Origin of the sequence: Janthinobacterium sp. PAMC25594 (assembly GCF_019443505.1) — a bacterium.
Classification (GTDB): Bacteria; Pseudomonadota; Gammaproteobacteria; order Burkholderiales; family Burkholderiaceae_D; genus Janthinobacterium.
The window spans coordinates 5,669,038-5,689,229 of record NZ_CP080377.1 but is presented as its reverse complement, the minus strand read 5'-3'; the positions used below and the strand labels follow the sequence as shown (position 1 = coordinate 5,689,229).

Here is a 20,192-nt window from a genome sequence, read left to right as displayed (position 1 = left end):
GCTTTATGCCGCCTGTTCCGACACCGACATCGCACGCAGCGCCTCGACCACGTCGTCGATCGTGCGGATGGTCTTGAACACTTCCGGCTGCAGGCGCTTGCCCGTCAGCTGCTTCAGCTTGACCGCCAGGTCGACCGCGTCGATGCTGTCGATATCGAGTTCGGCATACAGATTCGACTGCGGCGTCAGCGCCGCCGGATCAAGCTCGAACATTTCGGCCAGCAGCTGCACTACCCATGCGTACAGTTCATCGCGGCTCATTGCGCTCATATCTACCATTTTGCTGCTCCTTACTTCTTTCTGTGAGTGTCAACCATGGCCGCCAGCGCCCGTACCGAGGCAAAGTGGCGGCGCGTATCGGCCGAATCGGCCGACAGGGAAATGCCGTATTTTTTTTGCAGGGCGACGCCCAGTTCCAGCGCATCGATCGAATCGAGTCCCAGGCCCTCGACAAACAGGGGCGCATCCGTATCGATATCGGCAGCGCTCATGTCTTCCAGTTGCAGCGCCTCGATGATCAGTTCCTTCACTTCTTGTTCAAGCATGTTGTTCCTGTTTCCCGCTAAAGTAATGTTGCAGATGAGTGGTCAAGGTACGCGCCGCCATGACGTCGCTGGCGCCACCGCCGGTAAACTCGTCGATCGCCAGGTCGTCCTGCACGGCGATCTCGAAATGCGCGCGGCGAGCCGGCACGCGCCACCACGGTTCGCCCTTGCCCAGGGTTCTGGGCAGGCAACGTATCAGCACGGGCGTCACGTCGCGGCGGCCGCGCACGGCGATATTCGCCGCGCCCCGCTTCAGCACGACCTCGCCGCTGCATGGCGTGCGCGTGCCTTCCGGAAAAATGATCAGGTTATTGCCGCGTGCCAGCGATGCCAGGCAGGCGTCCACCAGTTCGGCGCCGCCCGTGTTGTTGATATAGCCGGCCGCGCGCACGGGACCGCCCGTAAACGGGTTATTCCACAAATCGGACTTGACGATGCAATCGGCCTGCCTGACATACGCCATCAGGAAAATCGTGTCGATCAGGGTCGGATGATTGGCCAGGATCAGCAAGCCGCCCCGCTCCAGCTTATCCAGACCGCGCAAGTCATAGCGCAACACGCCGAGAAAACGCATCAGGCCGATATACAAGCGAAAACTCCAGCGGATGATGGCGCGCGCGCAGGCAATGCGCGTCTCGCGCCGCCACACCAGCACCTGCAGCACGGGGAACACCAGCACGCGCAGCAGCAAGCCACCGAGGCCGAAGGCGACAAAACTGAGCGCGGTCGCGATGGTACGCCAGCCTATCGATAGGCCGGCGCGAACAACCTCCAGCTTATGCATGGCGGCTCCAGCACCATGTCTGGCGGTTGGCCGCATGCTCGAACGTGCTGACCTCACCGAGCATGAATCGCAACACGGCCAGACTGCCCGGCATGGCGCCGGCGGCTGCCGCCAACGCATCATCGCTGCCGCGGGCGCGCCACGTCAGGCTGAACGCCGTGCCCGGGGAATCCTCGGCCTGCAGCAGCCAGGCAAACGCATGCGGCTGCTCATGACAGTCTTCAAAGGCCTCGAATGGCACTGGCAAGGGACACTCCGCCAGCACCAGCAATACCTGCGCCGCGCCATCGGCCAGCAAGCCGCACGCTTCGATCACCGCAGCCTCGAGGCTGGCCGCACCGGCGGCGACGGCCAGCTGATTGGCCGTATCGGCGCGGGCGATGGAAAACAGGCCTGCGCTGGCATTGTGCACGGCCATGCCGAACGCCGTCGGCGACAAGGGTTCGCCCTGGGCCAGCGCCGACAACAGTTCGACGGCGCGCGCCACCTCGCCATGGCGAGAACAAAAGACGAGCGCAATATCGCGCTGTTCGCCGAGGCAGGCGTACGCCACTTCGAGCGCCATCTTGCCCAACTGACCGGCGCGGCGGCGCTGCATCGGCGCCATCGCACGCACGCCTGGCTCGCCAGCGGCAGCAATCGGCGCGACGGGCAAGGCGCTTTGCGCCCACGCCTGCCATTGCTGCGGCGTTTCCAGGCCTGGCGCCCAGGCGGCATGTCTGACAATTGAAAAACGGACACCATCGGTGCGCATATGCATTTTCCTGAGCTCAAAAAAAGGGCGAACTCACGTCAAAACTGCGCAAAAAGCCCCGCCGGCGTTCTTTTCAAATTATAAACGAAGGAAGTAAAAATAACTAAAATAAATGGCCGTGAGGCAACTTTTTAAATGCAAATACAAAACGTTTTTAAAAAGGATGTACCGCTTTAGTTACTATTTGTAACACCTTCATCCATTGTCTTCGATGGAAAGTCGGCATTCTCAGAAATAGTATTTTTTATCAATAATCAAAATAAGCTGCACATGCCGCCCATACGAGCGTTGTTTTTAGATAACACACGCAGCATGGCGCAGCGGCGCGGCAAACGCAGCCAACGGGTATGACTGGCCAGCAGGCGGCCGAGAAGGAAAGCCCAAAAAACGGGGACGCACATATTGCCCACCCGTGGCGGCCGCGAGGATTAATGGGGTGTGCAGCAAGGACAATACAGAGCGTTTGCTTTATGCCAGTTCCAGCCGGCCAATTCAACTGTGGCGGCCTTGCCTGGTCAGCGGAGAAAAGAATGGAGCGGTCAGCAATGCCAGCGGCATCAAGAAGCGGCACAGGGCAACGCCGACCAGGCGGCCAGGCGGCCAGCGCCGCGCAGCAAGAACACTACACTGCGCGCCAGCGTGGCCACCTCGGCACCGTTAAAACACCCAGAGTTTATCGGCCGGCATGTGCAGCCAGTACTTGCCCGCTTCGAGCTTGTGGCGCGAATACGCGCGCAGGCTGATATTCTCGGCACCGCCGCGCTCGAACAGGCATTCCCAGCGGTCGCCCAGGTACATGCAGGTCAGCAGCGGCAGTTCGATGGCGTTGTCCACCTGCGTGGCGCTGATCTTCACCTCCTCGACGCGGATCATGGTCGTCACTTCCGTGCCCACGTTGGCGCCGCGCGCCACGCCCTGCATCGAGGCGCCGTCGATCAGCAACCGCACCTGATTGCCGTCGCGCTGCACCACCTTGCCGGGCAGGCGGTTGTTACTGCCCATGAATTCGGCCGTAAACAGGGTGTCGGGCGTTTCATACATGCTTTGCGGCGTGCCTTGCTGCTCGATCTTGCCGTTATTGAGCAGCAAAATACGGTCGGAAATGGCCATCGCCTCACCCTGGTCATGCGTCACCATCAGGGCCGACAGGCCCAGGCGCACGATCAGTTCGCGCAGGAAGGCGCGCGCTTCCTCGCGCAGCTTGGCATCGAGGTTCGACAGCGGTTCGTCGAGCAGGATCACGGGCGGGTTGTACACCAGCGCCCTGGCGATCGCCACGCGCTGCTGCTGGCCGCCGGACAGCTGATGCGGATAGCGCTCGCCCAGGTGCCCCAGGCCCAGCTGCGTCAGCACTTCCTTGATGCGCGCGGCGATCTCCGTGCTGCCCATCTTGCGCAACTTGAGGCCGTAGGCGACGTTGTCGAACACGGTCTTGTGCGGCCACAGCGCATACGACTGGAACACCAGGCCCAGGTTGCGATGTTCGGCCGGCATCTCGAAGTGTTTCGCGCCATCGTAGACATTGCGCTCGCCGATCTGGATCGTGCCCGCCTTCGGACTTTCCAGCCCGGCGACGGCGCGCAGCAAGGTGGTCTTGCCGCTGCCCGAAGGCCCCAGCAAGGCGACCACTTCGCCTCTTTGCAGGTGCATCGAGACACCTTTCAGGATCTGGTTGGCGGCAGCGCCGGTGCCGTAGTCCAGGTACAGCTCATTGACGGTCAGTTCATTCATGATGTGGTCTCAGTCTTTGTATTTAGTTATGCAGCTTGACGCCGAAGCGCAGCGCGATGCCCAGGCCGATGGCCACCAGGGTGATATTGATGAAGGACAGCGCCGCCACCAGGTCGGTCGAGCCGCCGGCCCACAGCGATACCAGCATGGCGCCAATCACTTCCGTGCCCGGCGAGAGCAGGTACACGCCCGTCGAATATTCGCGCTCGAAGATCAGGAACACCATCAGCCAGGCGCCCAGCAAGCCGTATTTGATCAGCGGCAGGGTGACGTCGCGCGTCACCTGGCCGCGATTGGCGCCGACGGCGCGCGCCGCCTCTTCCAGTTCCGGCCCCACCTGCAGCAGCGCGGTGGAAATGAGGCGCATGCCATAGGCCATCCACACCACCGAATACGCCAGCCACAGGGCGAAGATGGTCGAACGCACTTCGCGCAGCACGGGGATCACATGGCCGCTCAGCCACAGGGCCACGCCGTTGTCCATGCCTTTCAACATGCCGTCCAGCCAGGCCGGCACGAACAGGAACACCCACAGGAAGGACAGGCCGGCCAGGAGACCCGGCACGGCGCGCGGCACCAGCACGCTGTAATCGAGCAGGCGCGTGATGCCATCCTGCTTGCGGTGCATGGCCAGCGCGATGAAGCTGTAGCAACCCACGGCCAGCGCGCCGCCGACGACGCCGATCAGGATGGTGTTGACGATGCCGCGCACCAGCGACGGCTGGTCGAAAATATCGCGGAAATGCTGCAGGGTCAGCACGTCGGCCAGGTGCACGCCTTCGCCCCAGTACTGCACGAAGGAGCGCAGCACGATGCCCGTCAACGGCAGGATGATGGTAAAAATCAGCCAGCCCGCCAGCAAGGCAAAGGCCAGCCACTTCCAGCGGCCCAGCGGCATGGCCTTGCTGCGCGCGCCCTTGCCCTTGATCGACACATACTTGTTGGCGGACTTGAGCAGCCAGCGCTGTATCATCACCAGCGGCATGGTCACCATCACCAGGCAGACGGCGACGGCGGCCATCAGGTGGTACGACGGCGTGCCCAGTTTGTTCGTCAGCTTGTACAGATAGGTCGGCAGCACCAGATGGCCTTCCGGATCACCGAGCACCAGCACCAGGCCGAATACTTCGAAGCCGAGGAAGAACACCAGCACGCCCGCATACGCCAGCGCCGGCATGATCATCGGCAGCGATACATTCAGCATCACCTGGATCGGCGAGGCGCCCGCCACGCGGGCCGCTTCCTCGACATCGGAACCGAGGCTTTTCAGTGCCGACGAGGCATACAGGTAGACGTGCGGCACGTGCGTCAGGCCGGCGATGATGACGATGCTGGTGAAGGAATAGATATTCCAGGGCACGAAGCCGAGCAGTTCCTTGGCCCAGATCGAGTAAAAGCCCACAGGCCCCATCGAGACGACATAGCCAAAGCCCATCACCATCGGCGACACAAAAATGGGCACCAGCAGCATAGGGGCGACCCAGCCGCGTCCCGGCAAATCGGTGCGCACCATCAGGAAGGCCAGCATGCCGCCCAGCGGCACGGCGATGACGGTCAGGCCGAAGGCCAGCATCAGGCCATTCTTGAAGGCCATGGCGAAATCGGGATCATCGAAGATGAAACGGTAAGAGTCAAAGCCGAATTCGCGCACCGGCATGAAAAACGGCGCGTTCAAAAAGCTCTGGTAAAAAATCAGGAACAGCGGCAGGAAAATGGCGATCAGCGTGATCGTCACGACCACGCCGCGCGACCAGTTCAGGCGCGACAAGGGAGAGCGCGACCGTGCAGGCAGCGGCAAGATGGCAGTTTGCATGATGAATCCAATGAATGAAGGGTGCGGCATCCGTCCGCAGGCATGCGCCTGCGGACGGCCAGGACGGCATTATTTTTTGCCGGCTGTCTCTTTCCACTGCTTCAAGAAGGCCATGCGCTTGGCAGGTCCCAGAAATTGCAGGATGATCGGGTGCACGGGAATCGGCTTGACGTTGGATGCGCCGATTTGCTTGATCAGGTCAGCCGACGTGGTTTCGCCCGTGACGTCGGCGCGGATGGCGAACAGCTTGGCGCCGTTGGCAATGATGGTCTGGCCGCGGTGCGACAAGATGTAATCGAGCCACAGCTTGCCGGCGTTGACGTTCTTCGCGTTCTTGTTGATGAACTGCACGCGCGACAAAATCAGGGTGTAATCCTTGGGCAGCACCACGCCGATCGACGGATCGGTCTTGGCGCGCACCAGGGCATAAGAGCCCAGCACGTTGTAGCCGATCAGGTTTTCACCCGACGAGATGCGCTCCATCATGGTGCCCGTCGACGATTGCACGCGTACCTTGGCGGCACCGAACGCGTTTTGCAGCGCCAGGAATTGCGGGTACTCCTTGGCATCCTGCGCCATGAACATGAAGCCCACGCCCGATTTTTCGATGTCGTAGGTGGTGACCTTGTCCTTGAATTTCGGCGTGGCGATCAGCTTGACGAAGTCGTCGTGATTCTTCGGCACTTCCTTCGGATCGAGCAGGCGCTTGTTGTAGACGATGGCGGCCGGCTCGAACGTGGTGCCGTAAGCCTGGTCATCCCACATGGCCCAGCCGGGAATCTTCGCCGCTTCGACGGATTTGTACTTGAGCGCATAGCCATCGGAGGCCAGGCGCATCTGCAAGTCCATCGCCGACGACCACATCACGTCGGCCGTGTTGCCACCCGCCGCCACTTCGGAAATGAAGCGGTTGTACACTTCGGTGGAATTCATGTCGTTGTATTCGACCGAGATGCCCGGATACAGGGCGCTGAAATCCTTGATCAGCGGCGCGGCGGCCTTGCTGTCGGTGGCGCTGTAGATCACCACCTTGCCTTCCTTCTTGGCCGCGTCGATGATCTTCTGGTAGTCGGCCGGATAGCCGGCCGGTACTTGCGCGAAAGCGGCGCCGGCCAGGCTGGCAAACGCGGCGGCAATGGCGACTTGAAGCAGGGTCTTGTTTTGCATGGGGTTGTCTCCGTCTGTGAAATAGTTTTTTTAAATGGGATGCCGTTCAGCGCATTAATCCGAGTTCGGTGGCCTGCCGCGCATACTCGTCGACCGCCTTCCTGACATACGCGGTCAGCTTCGGCCCCGTCAGGGCGAACGGGTACAGGCCGGCCTGGGCGCGCCATTCGGCGAACTGCGGCGTGGCCATCGCACGCTCAAAGGTGGCCACCCAGCGCTGGTAGTCCGCCTCGGGCACCTGCGGCCCCATCCACACGCCGCGGATGATGGGCCAGACCACGTCGACGCCCTGCTCGCGCGCCGTCGGCACGCCGGCCAGCACGCCGGGCAGGCGTTTTTCCGACAGCACCGCCAGCACGCGCGCATGGTTGGCGCTGGCGTTCAGGGTGGCCTCCGACGTGTCGCCCGAGACCACCTGCACATAATCGGCCTGCATCGCCGTAAACACTTCGCCGCCGCCTTCGAGGGCGACGAAACGCAGCACTTTCGGGTCGATGCCGGCATGCCGCGCCACCAGCGCCATCTTCAGCCAGTCCTGGCTGCCGATGGTGCCGGAGACGCCGATCAGCACCTTGTCAGGATGCTGGCGCAATGCCGCGATCAGGTCGCCCAGCGTCTTGTAGGGCGAATCGCTGCGCACGGCGATCATGCCGTAGTCGGCGCCCAGCGCAGCCACCCAGCGCACGTCGCCCGCCTTGGCATTGCCGAACTTGCCCTGCGCCAGATTGAGCAGCGAGCCGCCCGAAAAGGCCACCAGGGTGTTCGCTTCCGCGCGGCGGCGCTGCGAGCCCATCGAATGCCAGGCCACCGCGCCGATACCGCCCGGCAGGTAGCTGATGCGCATGGGACCTGCCGCTGCTGCCGCGCCCTCCTGCGCCAGGCCTTTTTTCGCCAGCTTGCACGTCAGATCCATGGCGCCGCCCGGCTTGGACGGCACCACGCATTCGACCGGCGCTGGCGTAGCCACCTGTGCCCCGGCAAAAACGGGCAGCAGGCATGGCAGCAACAGGAACAGGGAGCGCGGCATGGTCATGGCTTAGAAGCGGTGCTGCATGCCGGCGATCACGCCACGCTGCGTGTTGCCGAAACCGGCATCGTCGCGCGACAGGCTGACCAGCTGGTTGTTCTTGGCCTTGGCATAGGCGCCAGCCACGTACAGGTCGGTGCGCTTGGACAGCGCATAGCGCACGCGCGCCACGTACATGATCGGATCGGCATCCGTATTGGCGGCCACGTTCTTCACGTCCTGGTAGTAGATGACGCCCGTCAGCGTGACTTGCGGCGTGGTCAGGTAGCTGACGCCACCCCAGTACAGGGTACCGCGCAGGTCAGGCTTGCCGGAGGCGGCCGGATCGAGCTTGTAGTCGCGCGCCACGGCCTGCACCTTCCATGGGCCTTCGTTGTACATCGCGCCCAGGTGATAGGAGGTGGTCTTGTCGCGCGCGCCGCCGACAATTGAATTGCCGTTGACACGCTCATAGGTGGCCAGCAGGCTGACCGGACCGGCCGTGTAGGTCACGCCGGAAGAAAACTTGGCGCTGTCCTGGGCGCCCGTGGCTTGCTCGCCGAAACCATAAGAGGCGCCGAACTTGAAGTCGCCCGCCGTGCCCGAGTACTTGACCAGGTTGTCGAAACCGGTCGTCATGCCGTACTGACCTTGCACAGCCTTGCCGGCCGCCGTCGCCCACGAATAGAAAGGCGCGTAGCCCATCGGATCGAACGGCAGCACGAAGTCGTACACGGTGGTGAACGAGCGGCCCAGCACGAGTCGGCCGTAGCTGCCTTCCAGGCCCACATAGGCCTGGCGCTTGAACAGCACGCCACCATCGATGGCGCCCGTATCCATCAGGATGCCGCCTTCGAGGTTGAAAACAGCTTTCAGGCCGCCGCCCAGGTCTTCATTGCCGCGGATGCCCCAGCGCGAGGTATTCATGCCGCCGGAGCTGACGCGGCTGACCGAACCTTTCGATGCAGATGCGTTGCTGGTGTTGTCGAAGCCGACGTCGAGCAAGCCATACACGGTGACGTTCGACTGTGCCTGGGCAGCGCCGGCTGCGGCGGCGAGAACGGCCATGGCGGCCAGCGAGAATGCGGTTTTTTTCATATTGGGTCTCCCTTAGATATAGTTATTAGTGATATGCCTGATCCATTTCATGAATCAGGATCACACTATATGAGCGCGATCCTTTCAATTGGCTTTCAGCATGACAGGTGTCGCCGGCCAGCCACAAGGGGCGCAAACATATTCATCGCCGCCCCTGCCGCCAGGCTTACACTGCATCATTTCAACGAATGGCGGAGACCATGCGCATATTATTAGTGGAAGACCATCTGGAGCTGTCGCACTGGCTGGCAAAGGCCCTGCGCGACGCGCACCTGACGGTGGAGACCGCCCACAACGGCGCCGATGCCGACGCCCTGCTGCACACGCAGGAATACTCACTGGTGCTGCTCGACCTGACCCTGCCGAAGATGGACGGCCTGGACGTGCTGCGCCGCCTGCGCGCGCGCGGCGGCACGCGAGGCAAGACGCCCGTCATGATACTCACGGCGCGCGGCGGCCTCGATGACAAGGTACAGGGCCTGAACCTGGGCGCCGACGATTACATGGCCAAGCCGTTCGAGCTGGCCGAACTGGAAGCGCGCGTCAAAGCGCTGCTGCGCCGCAGCCAGGGCAACGAGGCGCTGGTGCACACCTGCGGCGCGCTCAGTTTCGACACCGTCACGCGCATGTTCAGCTACGCCGGCGCCCCTTTTCCCCTGACGCCGCGCGAACACGCGGTGCTCGAGGCGCTGATCACGCGCTCCGGGCGCGCCGTATCGAAGGAAAAGCTGTTCGACGAAGTCTTCGCGCTGGCCGACGACGTCAACCTGGACGCCATCGAACTGTACATCCACAGGGTACGTAAAAAACTTGAAAACGGCGTGGAAGCCGGTTCGCCCGACGGCGCCGCCATCACCACCTTGCGCGGCATCGGCTACCTGCTGCAGCCGCGCAGCGCCATGGCGCCGGCCACGCCCAAATGAAGGCGCACGCCCCACGCCGGCCCCTGTCCGAGCGCCTGCGCGGGCGCTGGGCGCAGGGCCGGCCGCTGGGCAGCCTGCGCAGCCAGCTGCTGCGCTGGCTGCTCATCCCGCTGGTGATGCTGGTGTTGCTCGACGCTTTTTTTGTTTACCGCAATGCGCTCGACGCGGCCGACATGGCCTACGACCGCTCGTTGCTGGCGTCGACGCGGGCGCTGGCCGAGCGCGTCTCCATCGTCGGCGGCAAGGTCGTGGCCGAAGTGCCCTACGTGGCGCTCGACAGCTTCGAGACCGACACCCTGGGCCGCATCTATTACAAGGTCACGGGCATCAACGGCGAACTGGTCTCGGGCTATGGCGACTTGCCGCCCGTGCCGAAAAACGTGCCCCGCTCGCAGAACTACCCGGCCCTGGTGCGCTTCTACCATGCCGACTACCACGGCAAGCCGATCCGCATCGCCGCCCTGCTGCAACCCGTGTATGACGACTCGATGCGCGGCATTGCCCTGATCCAGGTGGCTGAAACGCTCGATGCGCGGCGCGGCCTGTCGAACCAGATCCTGTTCGATACCCTGAGCTGGCAGGCGGCGATGATACTGGTGATGGGCGCGCTCGTATGGTTTGCCGTGCGCCTGGTGCTGCGGCCGCTGATGCGCTTGAAAACGGAAGTCGAGACGCGCATCCTGTCCGACCTGTCCGATGTCGATCCCGCGCTGGTGCACAAGGAAATGCGCCCGCTGGTCAGCGCCATGAACGGCTCCATGTCGCGCCTGCAGCAACTGATCGCCAGCCAGCGCCGTTTCATCGCCGATGCCTCGCACCAGCTGCGCACGCCGTTGACGGTGCTGAAAACCCAGGCCGAACTGGCCATGCGCGAATGCGACCGCCAGGCCGGCACGCCATCCGACATGGCCGCCCTGCGCGACATCGTGCGCTCGATCGCCGCCACCACCGATTCGACCGTGCTGCTGGCCAACCGCCTGCTGACCCTGGCGCGCATCGAGCATGGCAGCGACAGCCTGGCCATGCATACCGTCCCGCTGCGCGACGTGGCGCAGCAGGTAGGGCTGGAAATGGCCATGGCCGCCGTCGGCAAGAATATCGATTTATCGCTGGAAGCGCCCGACGACGCGCCGGTGCATGGTCAGGCCGTGCTGCTGCACGAACTGCTGGCCAACCTGGTCGACAATGCCTTGCGCTACACGCCGCAGGGCGGCAGCGTGATCCTGCGCGTGCGCGCTGCACAAGCGGGGCACGGCGCGGTACTGGAAGTGGAGGACAGCGGCGCCGGCATCCCGCCCGCGGAACGCGAACGGGTATTTACGCCGTTCTACCGGGTCGGCACGGCACTCGAGAGCAACCCGGGCGGCGCCGGGCTGGGCCTGGCCATCGTGCGCGACATCGCCGCCCTGCATGGCGCCAGCCTGGAACTGGCCACGGCGGCGAATGGGCATGGATTGAAAGTCGGCGTGTATTTCGCCGCAGCGCCAGTCGATGCTAAGATCGCGCCCTGAGATTTTAATGAAGGCCCACTGCCATGATGACCAAAGAAGACGTAACCGAACTGTTTGCCAATATCGCCGAAAACGCGCCGTGGGACTTGTCCCAGCCGCTGCTGTGGGGCTATTACTTCACCAACCCCACTTCCGAGTCGCTGGAGCAGGCCGCCACCTTGCTGGCGCTGCAGGGCTACCGCCCGGTGGAACTGTATCAGCCCGAACTGGACGACCCGGCCGCCGCACCCGTGTGGGTGCTGCACGTGGAAAAAGCGGAAGTGCACAGCGTCGACAGCCTGCATGCGCGCAATGGCGAACTGATGGCGTTTGCCCAGGAAAACCAGCTGGCCAGCTATGACGGCATGGATGTGGGCCCGGTCGTTACCGCAGCGTAGGTCGGATGAGGTCCGAAGGACCGTAATCCGACAGCACCATCGGCCACGCCAACAATGTTGTCGGATTACGTGCGGCCTTGCCGCACTAATCCGACCTACATCACAAACGAAAAACGGCGCCCGCGGGCGCCGTTTTGCGTGGATCGCTGAAAACGCTCAGCTGAGGTTTTCCAGGCGGATCTTGGTGACCGTGCCCACCACGCTATTGAGCGCTTCCATCTTTTCGATGGCGGCCGTGACGTTCTTTTCCTGCGTCTGGTGCGTCAGCATGATGATGTCCGTATGCGTCTCGCCCTCGGCCGGCTCTTTTTGCAGCATGGCGTCGATCGAGATGCTCCGTTCGGCCAGGATGCGCGTCAGGTCGGCCAGCACGCCCGGCTGGTCGGCCACGTGCATGCGCAGGTAGTAGCTGGTGGTGATTTCCGACATCGGCAGGATGTCGATGTTGGTCATCGCGTTCGGCTGGAACGCCAGGTGCGGCACGCGGTGTTCCGGATCGGCCGTGGCCAGGCGCGTGATGTCGACCAGGTCGGCGATCACCGACGAGGCGGTCGGCTCGGCGCCCGCGCCGCGGCCCGAGTACAGGCTGGCGCCGACGGCGTCGCCGTGCACCAGCACCGCATTCATGGCGCCTTCCACATTGGCGATCAGGCGCTTGGCCGGGATCAGGGTCGGATGCACGCGCAGCTCGATGCCTTCCACGCCATTGACGGTGGCGCGCTTGGTGATGCCCAGCAGCTTGATGCGGTAGCCCAGCTGCTCGGCGTAGCGGATGTCGACGGCGTTAAGGTTGCTGATGCCTTCCACGTAGGCCTTGTCGAACTGCACCGGGATGCCGAAGGCGATGGCCGACATGATGGTGGCCTTGTGCGCGGCATCGACGCCTTCGATGTCGAAGGTGGGATCGGCTTCCGCGTAACCGAGTTCCTGCGCCTGTTTCAGCACGGTGGCGAAATCGAGGCCCTTGTCGCGCATTTCGGACAGGATGAAATTGGTGGTGCCGTTGATGATGCCGGCGATCCATTCGATGCGGTTGGCCGTCAAGCCTTCGCGCAGCGCCTTGATGATGGGGATGCCGCCCGCGACGGCCGCTTCGAAGGCCACCATCACGCCCTTGTCCTGGGCGGCGGCGAAGATTTCGTTGCCATGCACGGCCAGCAAGGCCTTGTTGGCCGTCACCACGTGCTTGCCGTTGGCGATGGCCTGCAGCACCAGGGTTTTCGACAGGTCGTAGCCGCCGATCAGTTCGACGACGATGTCGATCTCGGGATCGTTGACGATCAGGGACGGGTCATTGACGACCTTGCAGGCACCGGCGACCAGCGCTTCGGCGCGCGCCACGTCGCGCACGGCGACGGCGACGACTTCAATGCCGCGGCCCGCGCGGCGCTTGATTTCTTCCTGGTTGCGTTTCAGGACACTGAACGTGCCGTAACCGACATTGCCCAGGCCCAGCAGGCCGATCTTGATGGATTTCATAGTTGTGCTTGACTGCTCATAAGTGGCGCCCCCTTGGGCGGCGCCAGGTTGATCGGTATGGTTGATCGAGATTGCTGCTGGCCGGTTCAGCCCCGGCCGTGACGCTTGCGGTAACCCTCGAGGAAGCGCGCGATGCGCCCCATGGCCTCGGTCAGGTCATCGGAATTGGGCAGGAAGACGACGCGGAAATGGTCGGGCGCGATCCAGTTGAACCCCGTGCCCTGCACGATCAGGACCTTGGCCTCGGCCAGTAATTCATAGGCAAACTGCTGGTCGTCGGCGATCGGGTAGACCTCCGGGTCCAGGCGCGGGAACATGTACAGCGCGGCCTTCGGCTTGACACAGGTGACGCCCGGAATATCGGTCAGCAGCTTGTGCGCCAGGTCGCGCTGTTTCAACAGGCGCCCGCCGGGCCCCACCAGGTCTTGTATGCTCTGGTAGCCGCCTAGCGCCGTCTGGATGGCAAACTGCCCCGGCGCGTTGGCGCATAGCCGCATCGAGGCCAGCATGTTGAGGCCCTCGATGTAATCTTTTGCATGGCGCTTTTCGCCCGAGACCACCATCCAGCCGGAACGGTAGCCGCAGGAGCGGTAATTCTTCGACAGGCCGTTCATGGTGATGAACAACACGTCGTCGGCCAGCGAGGCGATCGACACGTGCTCGGCTTCGTCGTACAGCACCTTGTCGTAGATTTCGTCGGCGAAAATGATCAACTGGTGCTGGCGCGCCAGGTCGACGATCTGCTGCAGCACGGAAACCGGATACAGCGCGCCGGTGGGATTGTTCGGGTTGATGACGACGATGGCTTTCGTTTGCGGCGTGATCTTGCGGCGCATGTCCTCGATATCGGGATACCATTCGTTCTGTTCGTCGCACACATAATGCACGGGATTGCCGCCCGACAGGCTGACGGCGGCCGTCCACAGCGGATAGTCGGGCGCCGGCACCAGCACTTCGTCGCCACTGTTGAGCAGGGCGTTCATCGACATGACGATCAGTTCGGAAGCGCCATTGCCCAGGTAAATGTCATCGATGGTCACGCCGGCGATATTCTTGCCCTGCGTGTAATGCATGACGGCCTTGCGCGGCGCGAACATGCCTTTCGAATCCGTATAGCCGGCCGCATTTTGCAGATTGAGCATCATGTCGCGCACGATTTCGTCGGGCGGATCGAAGCCGAATACGGCCAGATTGCCGATATTGAGCTTGGTGATCTTGTGGCCCTCTTCTTCCATTTGCCTGGATTTTTCCAGGACCGGGCCGCGGATGTCATAGCAGACGTCCGCCAATTTATTCGATTTCTGAATCGGTCGCAAAATAAATCCCTGTCGTGATGCGGCGCGGCCGACCTACGCTTGCAGCATGAACGCCGCGCCAGAACTGTGAACCCGTGAGACTGCAATGCGAAAACAACCATTCTCGCCGAAAGCAGGCCATTTTATCAAATTAAACATGGCAAATTGCAGCATTTCTCGCCGTTTATGCCACGCTGCCCGGCACGCGCGTGCTTTTCCCGGCGGACCCTCTTCATCTTCTCTTAATCTTTGCCTACTACTATGGCAAGCGCCGCCGGCCACTGTTGCGCCAAAAATTTGCCCATAAATTGCAAATTGGAAAGGATGTTGCTTTTTAGTCGCTCTTTTCTGTCATTTATGGCATGCTTACGCCCTTGGCCGCAGCGCGCATCCGCACAGCGCGCGCACCGATCAACCGACACGAACAGCCCCGACATCGCCATGAAACTGCATGCCAGCAGCACCCAACAATACCAAACCGTCACAGGCTACGATGAAAATGGCGTGGAGATCAATGCCCAGCCGTACAACTACAGCCTGATCGTCATGCCGGAAACGCCGCCACGCGCGTGGGAGGTGGACAGTTTCGAACAGCTGAGCGAGGCGCATTTCGCGCAAATCCTGGCCGACGCGCCCGACGTGGTCATCCTCGGCACGGGCGAGCGCCAGCGTTTCGTGCATCCGAAGCTGACGGCCGCGCTGACCATGCGCCGCATCGGCGTCGAGTGCATGGATAGCCAGGCAGCCTGCCGCACCTACAACATCCTGATGGGCGAAGGCCGCAAAGTCACCCTGGCCCTGATCCTGGCTCCCGGCGCAGGCAGCGCCACATGAAAATCAATGTCAACGAACTGCACTCGTCGCGACTGCTGATGTGGTCCCTGCTGGGCATCTTCATCGTCGTCACCCTGTATGCGCTGGGCGTGCGTACCCTGGTGCCGCCCGACGAGGGCCGCTACGCCGAGATGGCGCGCGAGATGTTCGTCACCGGCGACTGGGTCACCACGCGCCTGAACGGCATCAAGTATTTTGAAAAGCCGCCCCTGCAAACGTGGATGAATGCACTCAGCTTCGCCGCCTTCGGCCTGGGCGAATGGCAGGCGCGCCTGTGGACGGGCCTGTGCGGCATCATCGGCGTGTGCATGACGGCCTATGCAGGCAAGAAAGTCTTTGGTCCGCGCGTGGGCTTGTATGCCGGCCTGGTGCTGGCGTCGAGCCTGTTCTGGCTCGCTTCCGGCCAGATCAATTCGCTGGACATGGGCCTGTCGGGCATGATGACCATCGTGCTGACCAGCCTGCTGGTGGCCCAGCGCGACGAGGCCTCCCCCGCCGAGCGGCGCAACTGGATGCTGCTGTGCTGGGCAGGCATGGCGCTGGCCGTGCTGGCCAAGGGGCTGATCGGCATCGTGCTGCCGGGCGCCGTGCTGGTGCTGTATTCGCTGTGCGCGCGCGACTGGCGCATCTGGACCCGCTTGCATCTGATCAAGGGCTTGCTGGTGTTTTTCGCCATCGCCACGCCATGGTTCGTGCTGGTGGCCCTGCGCAATCCGGAGCAACCGCATTTCTTCTTCATCCACGAGCACTTCCAGCGTTTCCTGATGAAGGGTCACAAGCGCGAAGGCGCCTGGTACTACTTCCTGGTCCTGCTCATTCCCGGCATCCTGCCATGGATAGGCGTGCTGCCGCAAAGCCTGGCTGCCGCCTTCAAGCGCCAGGAAGGCACCTTCCAGCCCCGTTTGATGCTGCTGATCTGGGTCCTGTTCATCACTTTCTTCTTCAGCTACTCGACCTCGAAGCTGCCCGGCTACATCGTGCCCATCTTCCCCGCTCTGGCGCTGCTGATTGCGCTATTCCTGGAGTCGGCCTCGCGCCGCCAGCGCCTGTTCGCCGCCGGCCTGCTGTGCGTGCTGGGCGTCGCCATCCTGATCGGTGCGCCGATCGGCTTCAATCACGCCAGCGAACGCGATCCGGCGGAGCTGGCGGCGCTGAAAGGTTACCAGCCGTGGCTGATGGCGGCCGGCTTCTTCGTCCTGGCTGGCGGCGCCCTGGCCTTGCTGCATGCGCGCCAGCTGCGCCGCGACATGACCGTGCTGACGATCGCCGGCGCCGGCTTCCTGGCCACGCACTGCATCCTGGCCGGCTCCGAACTGTATGGCCAGAACCGCGCGGGTACCGACATGCTGCCGCAGATCCAGGCTGAACTGACGGCCGATACCAAGCTCTATTCGGTCGGTATTTATGAACAGTCGCTGACCTATTATCTGCAGCGGCCCGTGATCCTCGTCGATTACTGGGATGAGTTCACGTTTGGCCTGAAACAGCAGCCGGAACTGTCCATTCCGACCATCGAGCCTTTCATCACGCAGTGGACGAACGATGCCAACGCCGGCGTGCACGACATGGCCATTATCAGCCTGTACCGTTACAAGGAATTGCAACAACGTGGCGTGCCCATGCGTGTCATTGCCGAAGATGCACGCCGCATTGTCGTTGCCAATAAATAAATGCTTAACGGGGGCGAGGCGGCATGCATCGCACCCCGGCTGGCCCCGCCCCGCATCAGCAGGATTTTTCACCGCTGAACCGACGATGCCGATATCCTGACAGAATACAGAACCAAAAACCACGCCCATGACCTCTACCCTGCCCTTTTTGCCTTTTTCCAAACCCACCATCGATGAAGCGACCATCGCCGCCGTCGGCGAGGTGCTGCGCTCGGGCTGGATCACCAGCGGCCCGAAAGTACAAGCCTTCGAAGCCCAGCTGTCCGAATATTTCGGCGGACGCCCCGTGCGTACCTTCAATTCGGGTACCTGCACCATGGAAATCGCGCTGCGCATCGCCGGCACAGGCCCCGGCGACGAAGTCATCACGACGCCCGTGTCGTGGGTGGCGACGGCCAACGTCATCATCGAAGTGGGCGCCACGCCCGTGTTTGCCGATATCGACCCGGTCACACGGAATATCGACCTCGACAAGCTGGAAGCGGCCATCACGCCCCGCACGAAAGCGATCATCCCCGTTTATCTGTCCGGCTTGCCTGTCGACATGGACCGCCTGTACGCGATTGCTGAAAAGTACAATTTAAGAGTCGTGGAAGACGCGGCGCAAGCATTCGGCTCGACCTGGAAGGGCAAGCGCATCGGGTCCTTTGGCGACTTCGTCTCGTTCAGCTTCCAGGCCAACAAGAACATCACCACGGGCGAAGGCGGCTGCCTCGTCCTCAACAACCTGGAAGAAGCGAAGCTGGCCGAGAAATACCGGCTGCAGGGCGTGACGCGCAGCGGCGTCGACGGCATCGATGTTGATGTGCTGGGCGGAAAATACAACATGAGCGACATCATGGCTGCCATCGGCCTGGGCCAGTTCGCCAATATCGACGCCATCACGGCCCACCGCCGCGCGCTGGCACGCCATTACTTTGAGCAATTCGGCAGCGATTTTGAAGCGCAGAGCGGCGCCCAGTTGCCCGTGCAAGACTTTGAAAACAGCAACTGGCATTTGTTCCAGATCATCCTGCCCGACAATGGCCCCGGCACGCGCGCCGCGTTCATGCAGCAAATGGCGCAGCAAAACGTGGGAACGGGCTATCATTACGCACCGATCCACTTGTTTACCATGTACCGTGAACGCGGCTTTACCGAGGGCATGTTCCCCGTCTCGGAAAAGATCGGCCGCCTGACCGTGACCTTGCCGATGTTCTACGCCATGACGACACAGGACGTGGAACGCGCCGTCGCCACCGTCAAATCCATTCTCATCAAGTGAGCAGCGCGCCGATGAAACCTGAACTGTCCATTATCATTCCAATCTACAACGAGCAGGATGGCCTGGCCAGCCTGTTCGCGCGCCTGTATCCAGCGCTGGACGCCTTGCAGACGAGCTACGAGATCATCTTCGTCAACGATGGCAGCCGCGACAATTCGGTGGCGATCCTGGCGGAACAATTCCGCCAGCGCCCCGACGTCACGCGCGTCGTCTTGTTCAACGGCAATTACGGCCAGCACATGGCCATCCTGGCCGGTTTTGAAGCCTCGCGCGGGCAAATCATGATCACGCTCGACGCAGACCTGCAAAACCCGCCCGAAGAAATCGGCAACCTGGTGGCGAAGATGCGCGAAGGCTACGATTACGTGGGCTCGATCCGGCGCAAGCGGCAAGATTCCGCCTGGCGCACCCTGGCGTCGAAAATGATGAACCGCCTGCGTGAAAAGATCACGAATATCAAAATTACCGACCAGGGCAACATGCTGCGCGCGTATGGCCGCAATGTGATCGACCTGGTCAACCAGTGCGCCGAAGTCAACACCTTCGTACCCGCCCTGGCCTACACGTTCGCGCGCAAGCCGACGGAAATCACCGTCGAGCACGAGGAACGGGCCGCCGGTGAATCGAAATATTCGCTGTACAGCCTGATCCGCCTCAATTTCGACCTCGTCACGGGCTTTTCGCTGATTCCCCTGCAAATCTTTTCCATGCTGGGCATGCTGCTGTCGGTCAGCTCCGCCCTGCTGGTGATCTATTTGCTGGTGCGCCGCTTCCTGCTGGGCGCGGAGGCCGAAGGCGTGTTCACCCTGTTCGCCATCGCCTTCTTCCTGATGGGCGTGATCCTGTTCGGCATCGGCCTGGTGGGAGAATACGTGGGACGCATCTTCCAGCAAGTGCGTGCCCGTCCCCGCTATGTGGTGCAAACCATCTTGCAGGATGGCATGGTCCAGGCGGAAGCCGAGGCGCCATCGTATGTGCGCCTGGAAAAGCGCCAGGTGGGCCGCTGATGGGCGCCCCACGCGCCGTCGTCTTCGGCTACCACAATGTGGGCGTGCGCTGCATCAAGGTGCTGCTCGCTGGCGGCGTCGATATCGCCCTCGTCGTCACGCACGAAGACAGCCCCACGGAAAACCTGTGGTTCGAATCCGTCGCCAGCCTGTGCCAGGCCGAAGGCATCCCGTACATCACACCTCTGGACGCGCGCGCGCCCGAGTTGCTGGCGCAGGTGCAGGCGGCGGCACCGGACATGCTATTCAGCTTTTACTACCGCCACATGCTGCCCGCCAGCATCCTGGATGTCGCACCCGCCTACAATATGCATGGCTCGCTGCTGCCGCAGTTCCGCGGCCGCGCGCCCGTCAACTGGGCCGTGCTGCATGGCGCCACGCAGACGGGCGCCACCCTGCATGAAATGACGGTCAAGCCCGACGCCGGCGCCATCGTGGCGCAAACGGCCGTACCCATCCTGCCCGACGACACGGCCTTCGAAGTGTTCGGCAAGGTCACCGTGGCGGCGGAACAAACGCTGTGGGGTGTGCTGCCGGCCTTGCTGGACGGTACGGCGCCGCGCCAGTTGAACGATTTGCGCCAGGGCGGCTATTTTGGCGGGCGCAAGCCGGAAGACGGCCGCATCGACTGGAAGTTACCTGCGCAACAGGTATACAACCTGCACCGGGCCGTCGCCCCGCCCTATCCCGGCGCGTTCACCGAAGTCAACGATGTCATTTACATCATCGAAACCGCCCGTTTGAGCAAGCGTTCCGCAGGAAGTTTGCCAGCGGGCTTGGCGGTAGTGGATAATTGCATCTTTGGCGTCTGCGGAGACGGCCGCATGCTGGCCATTTCCGCCCTGAGGGCTGCCGGGGAGCCGATTTCGGCTCAGCAATTGCAAGCAAGTCTGACCGCCCGCGTCAGCACACACTGATATCACTCAAGAGAATC

Annotated in this window: 19 protein-coding genes; 8 read left to right on the top strand and 11 right to left on the bottom strand. The window is 62.5% G+C overall.

The features are described 5' to 3' along the window. Positions 1-3 precede the first annotated feature (3 nt). From KY494_RS25450 to KY494_RS25410, 9 genes are all read right to left on the bottom strand, one after another. Positions 4-261, bottom strand: a complete 258-nt coding sequence (locus KY494_RS25450) for an acyl carrier protein (RefSeq protein WP_034750398.1) — start codon at positions 259-261, stop codon at positions 4-6. A 29-nt stretch (positions 262-290) separates the two neighbouring features. After that, positions 291-545, bottom strand: a complete 255-nt coding sequence (locus tag KY494_RS25445; RefSeq protein ID WP_071322591.1) for a phosphopantetheine-binding protein — start codon at positions 543-545, stop codon at positions 291-293. Further along, positions 538-1,329 carry a 1-acyl-sn-glycerol-3-phosphate acyltransferase gene (locus tag KY494_RS25440; protein WP_219888641.1) on the bottom strand — a complete coding sequence of 264 codons (792 nt, stop codon included), beginning with the start codon at positions 1,327-1,329 and terminating at the stop codon, positions 538-540. The genes KY494_RS25445 and KY494_RS25440 overlap by 8 nt, the downstream gene beginning before the upstream one ends. Continuing rightward, positions 1,322-2,083: a beta-ketoacyl synthase chain length factor gene (locus tag KY494_RS25435; RefSeq protein WP_219888640.1), complete on the bottom strand. Its 762-nt coding sequence runs from the start codon at positions 2,081-2,083 to the stop codon at positions 1,322-1,324. The genes KY494_RS25440 and KY494_RS25435 overlap by 8 nt, the downstream gene beginning before the upstream one ends. Before the next feature lie 657 nt (positions 2,084-2,740). Further along, a complete protein-coding gene (locus KY494_RS25430; protein WP_219888639.1) occupies positions 2,741-3,814 on the bottom strand; it encodes an ABC transporter ATP-binding protein in 1,074 nt (357 codons plus the stop codon). A 22-nt stretch (positions 3,815-3,836) separates the two neighbouring features. Further along, complete coding sequence (locus tag KY494_RS25425) at positions 3,837-5,627, bottom strand: iron ABC transporter permease (protein WP_096237142.1); 1,791 nt, start codon at positions 5,625-5,627, stop codon at positions 3,837-3,839. A 69-nt stretch (positions 5,628-5,696) separates the two neighbouring features. Next, positions 5,697-6,794, bottom strand: coding sequence for an ABC transporter substrate-binding protein (locus KY494_RS25420; protein ID WP_219133786.1), 1,098 nt, complete (start codon positions 6,792-6,794; stop codon positions 5,697-5,699). A gap of 46 nt (positions 6,795-6,840) precedes the next feature. Continuing rightward, complete coding sequence (locus KY494_RS25415; RefSeq protein ID WP_219133787.1) at positions 6,841-7,821, bottom strand: tripartite tricarboxylate transporter substrate binding protein; 981 nt, start codon at positions 7,819-7,821, stop codon at positions 6,841-6,843. A 9-nt stretch (positions 7,822-7,830) separates the two neighbouring features. Beyond that, positions 7,831-8,898, bottom strand: a complete 1,068-nt coding sequence (locus KY494_RS25410) for a porin (RefSeq protein WP_219888638.1) — start codon at positions 8,896-8,898, stop codon at positions 7,831-7,833. 200 nt (positions 8,899-9,098) lie between these two features. Here KY494_RS25410 and KY494_RS25405 point away from each other — a divergent pair, with 200 nt between their 5' ends. From KY494_RS25405 to KY494_RS25395, 3 genes are read left to right on the top strand one after another with little or no spacing between them, the layout of a single operon-like run. Then, positions 9,099-9,821 (top strand): response regulator, encoded by a 723-nt coding sequence (locus tag KY494_RS25405; RefSeq protein ID WP_219888637.1) that lies wholly within the window; start codon positions 9,099-9,101, stop codon positions 9,819-9,821. Next, positions 9,818-11,332, top strand: a complete 1,515-nt coding sequence (locus KY494_RS25400) for a sensor histidine kinase (protein ID WP_258194458.1) — start codon at positions 9,818-9,820, stop codon at positions 11,330-11,332. The genes KY494_RS25405 and KY494_RS25400 overlap by 4 nt, the downstream gene beginning before the upstream one ends. A gap of 23 nt (positions 11,333-11,355) precedes the next feature. Then, positions 11,356-11,709, top strand: a complete 354-nt coding sequence (locus KY494_RS25395; RefSeq protein ID WP_219888636.1) for a ribonuclease E inhibitor RraB — start codon at positions 11,356-11,358, stop codon at positions 11,707-11,709. A 156-nt stretch (positions 11,710-11,865) separates the two neighbouring features. On the opposite strand, the gene KY494_RS25390 is transcribed toward KY494_RS25395, so the two are convergent. Beyond that, the gene (locus tag KY494_RS25390) at positions 11,866-13,188 is read right to left on the bottom strand and encodes a homoserine dehydrogenase (RefSeq protein WP_219133791.1); all 1,323 of its coding nucleotides are present in this window, start codon (positions 13,186-13,188) and stop codon (positions 11,866-11,868) included. Positions 13,189-13,274: 86 nt separating this feature from the next. After that, positions 13,275-14,504, bottom strand: a complete 1,230-nt coding sequence (locus KY494_RS25385) for a pyridoxal phosphate-dependent aminotransferase (protein ID WP_219133792.1) — start codon at positions 14,502-14,504, stop codon at positions 13,275-13,277. 420 nt (positions 14,505-14,924) lie between these two features. On the opposite strand from KY494_RS25385, the gene KY494_RS25380 reads away from it, so the two are divergent. The 5 genes from KY494_RS25380 (at position 14,925) to KY494_RS25360 (ending at position 20,175) form a co-directional block, all read left to right on the top strand. Beyond that, positions 14,925-15,317 carry an Mth938-like domain-containing protein gene (locus KY494_RS25380; protein WP_071076138.1) on the top strand — a complete coding sequence of 131 codons (393 nt, stop codon included), beginning with the start codon at positions 14,925-14,927 and terminating at the stop codon, positions 15,315-15,317. After that, entirely contained in the window at positions 15,314-16,987 is a 1,674-nt protein-coding gene (locus KY494_RS25375) for a glycosyltransferase family 39 protein (RefSeq protein ID WP_219888635.1), read from the top strand. Before KY494_RS25380 ends, KY494_RS25375 begins: the two co-directional genes overlap by 4 nt. Before the next feature lie 127 nt (positions 16,988-17,114). Next, entirely contained in the window at positions 17,115-18,251 is a 1,137-nt protein-coding gene (locus KY494_RS25370; RefSeq protein WP_219888634.1) for a DegT/DnrJ/EryC1/StrS aminotransferase family protein, read from the top strand. An 11-nt stretch (positions 18,252-18,262) separates the two neighbouring features. Further along, positions 18,263-19,258: a glycosyltransferase gene (locus KY494_RS25365; protein ID WP_219133796.1), complete on the top strand. Its 996-nt coding sequence runs from the start codon at positions 18,263-18,265 to the stop codon at positions 19,256-19,258. Then, positions 19,258-20,175: a formyltransferase gene (locus KY494_RS25360; protein WP_219888633.1), complete on the top strand. Its 918-nt coding sequence runs from the start codon at positions 19,258-19,260 to the stop codon at positions 20,173-20,175. Before KY494_RS25365 ends, KY494_RS25360 begins: the two co-directional genes overlap by 1 nt. Positions 20,176-20,192 lie beyond the last annotated feature (17 nt).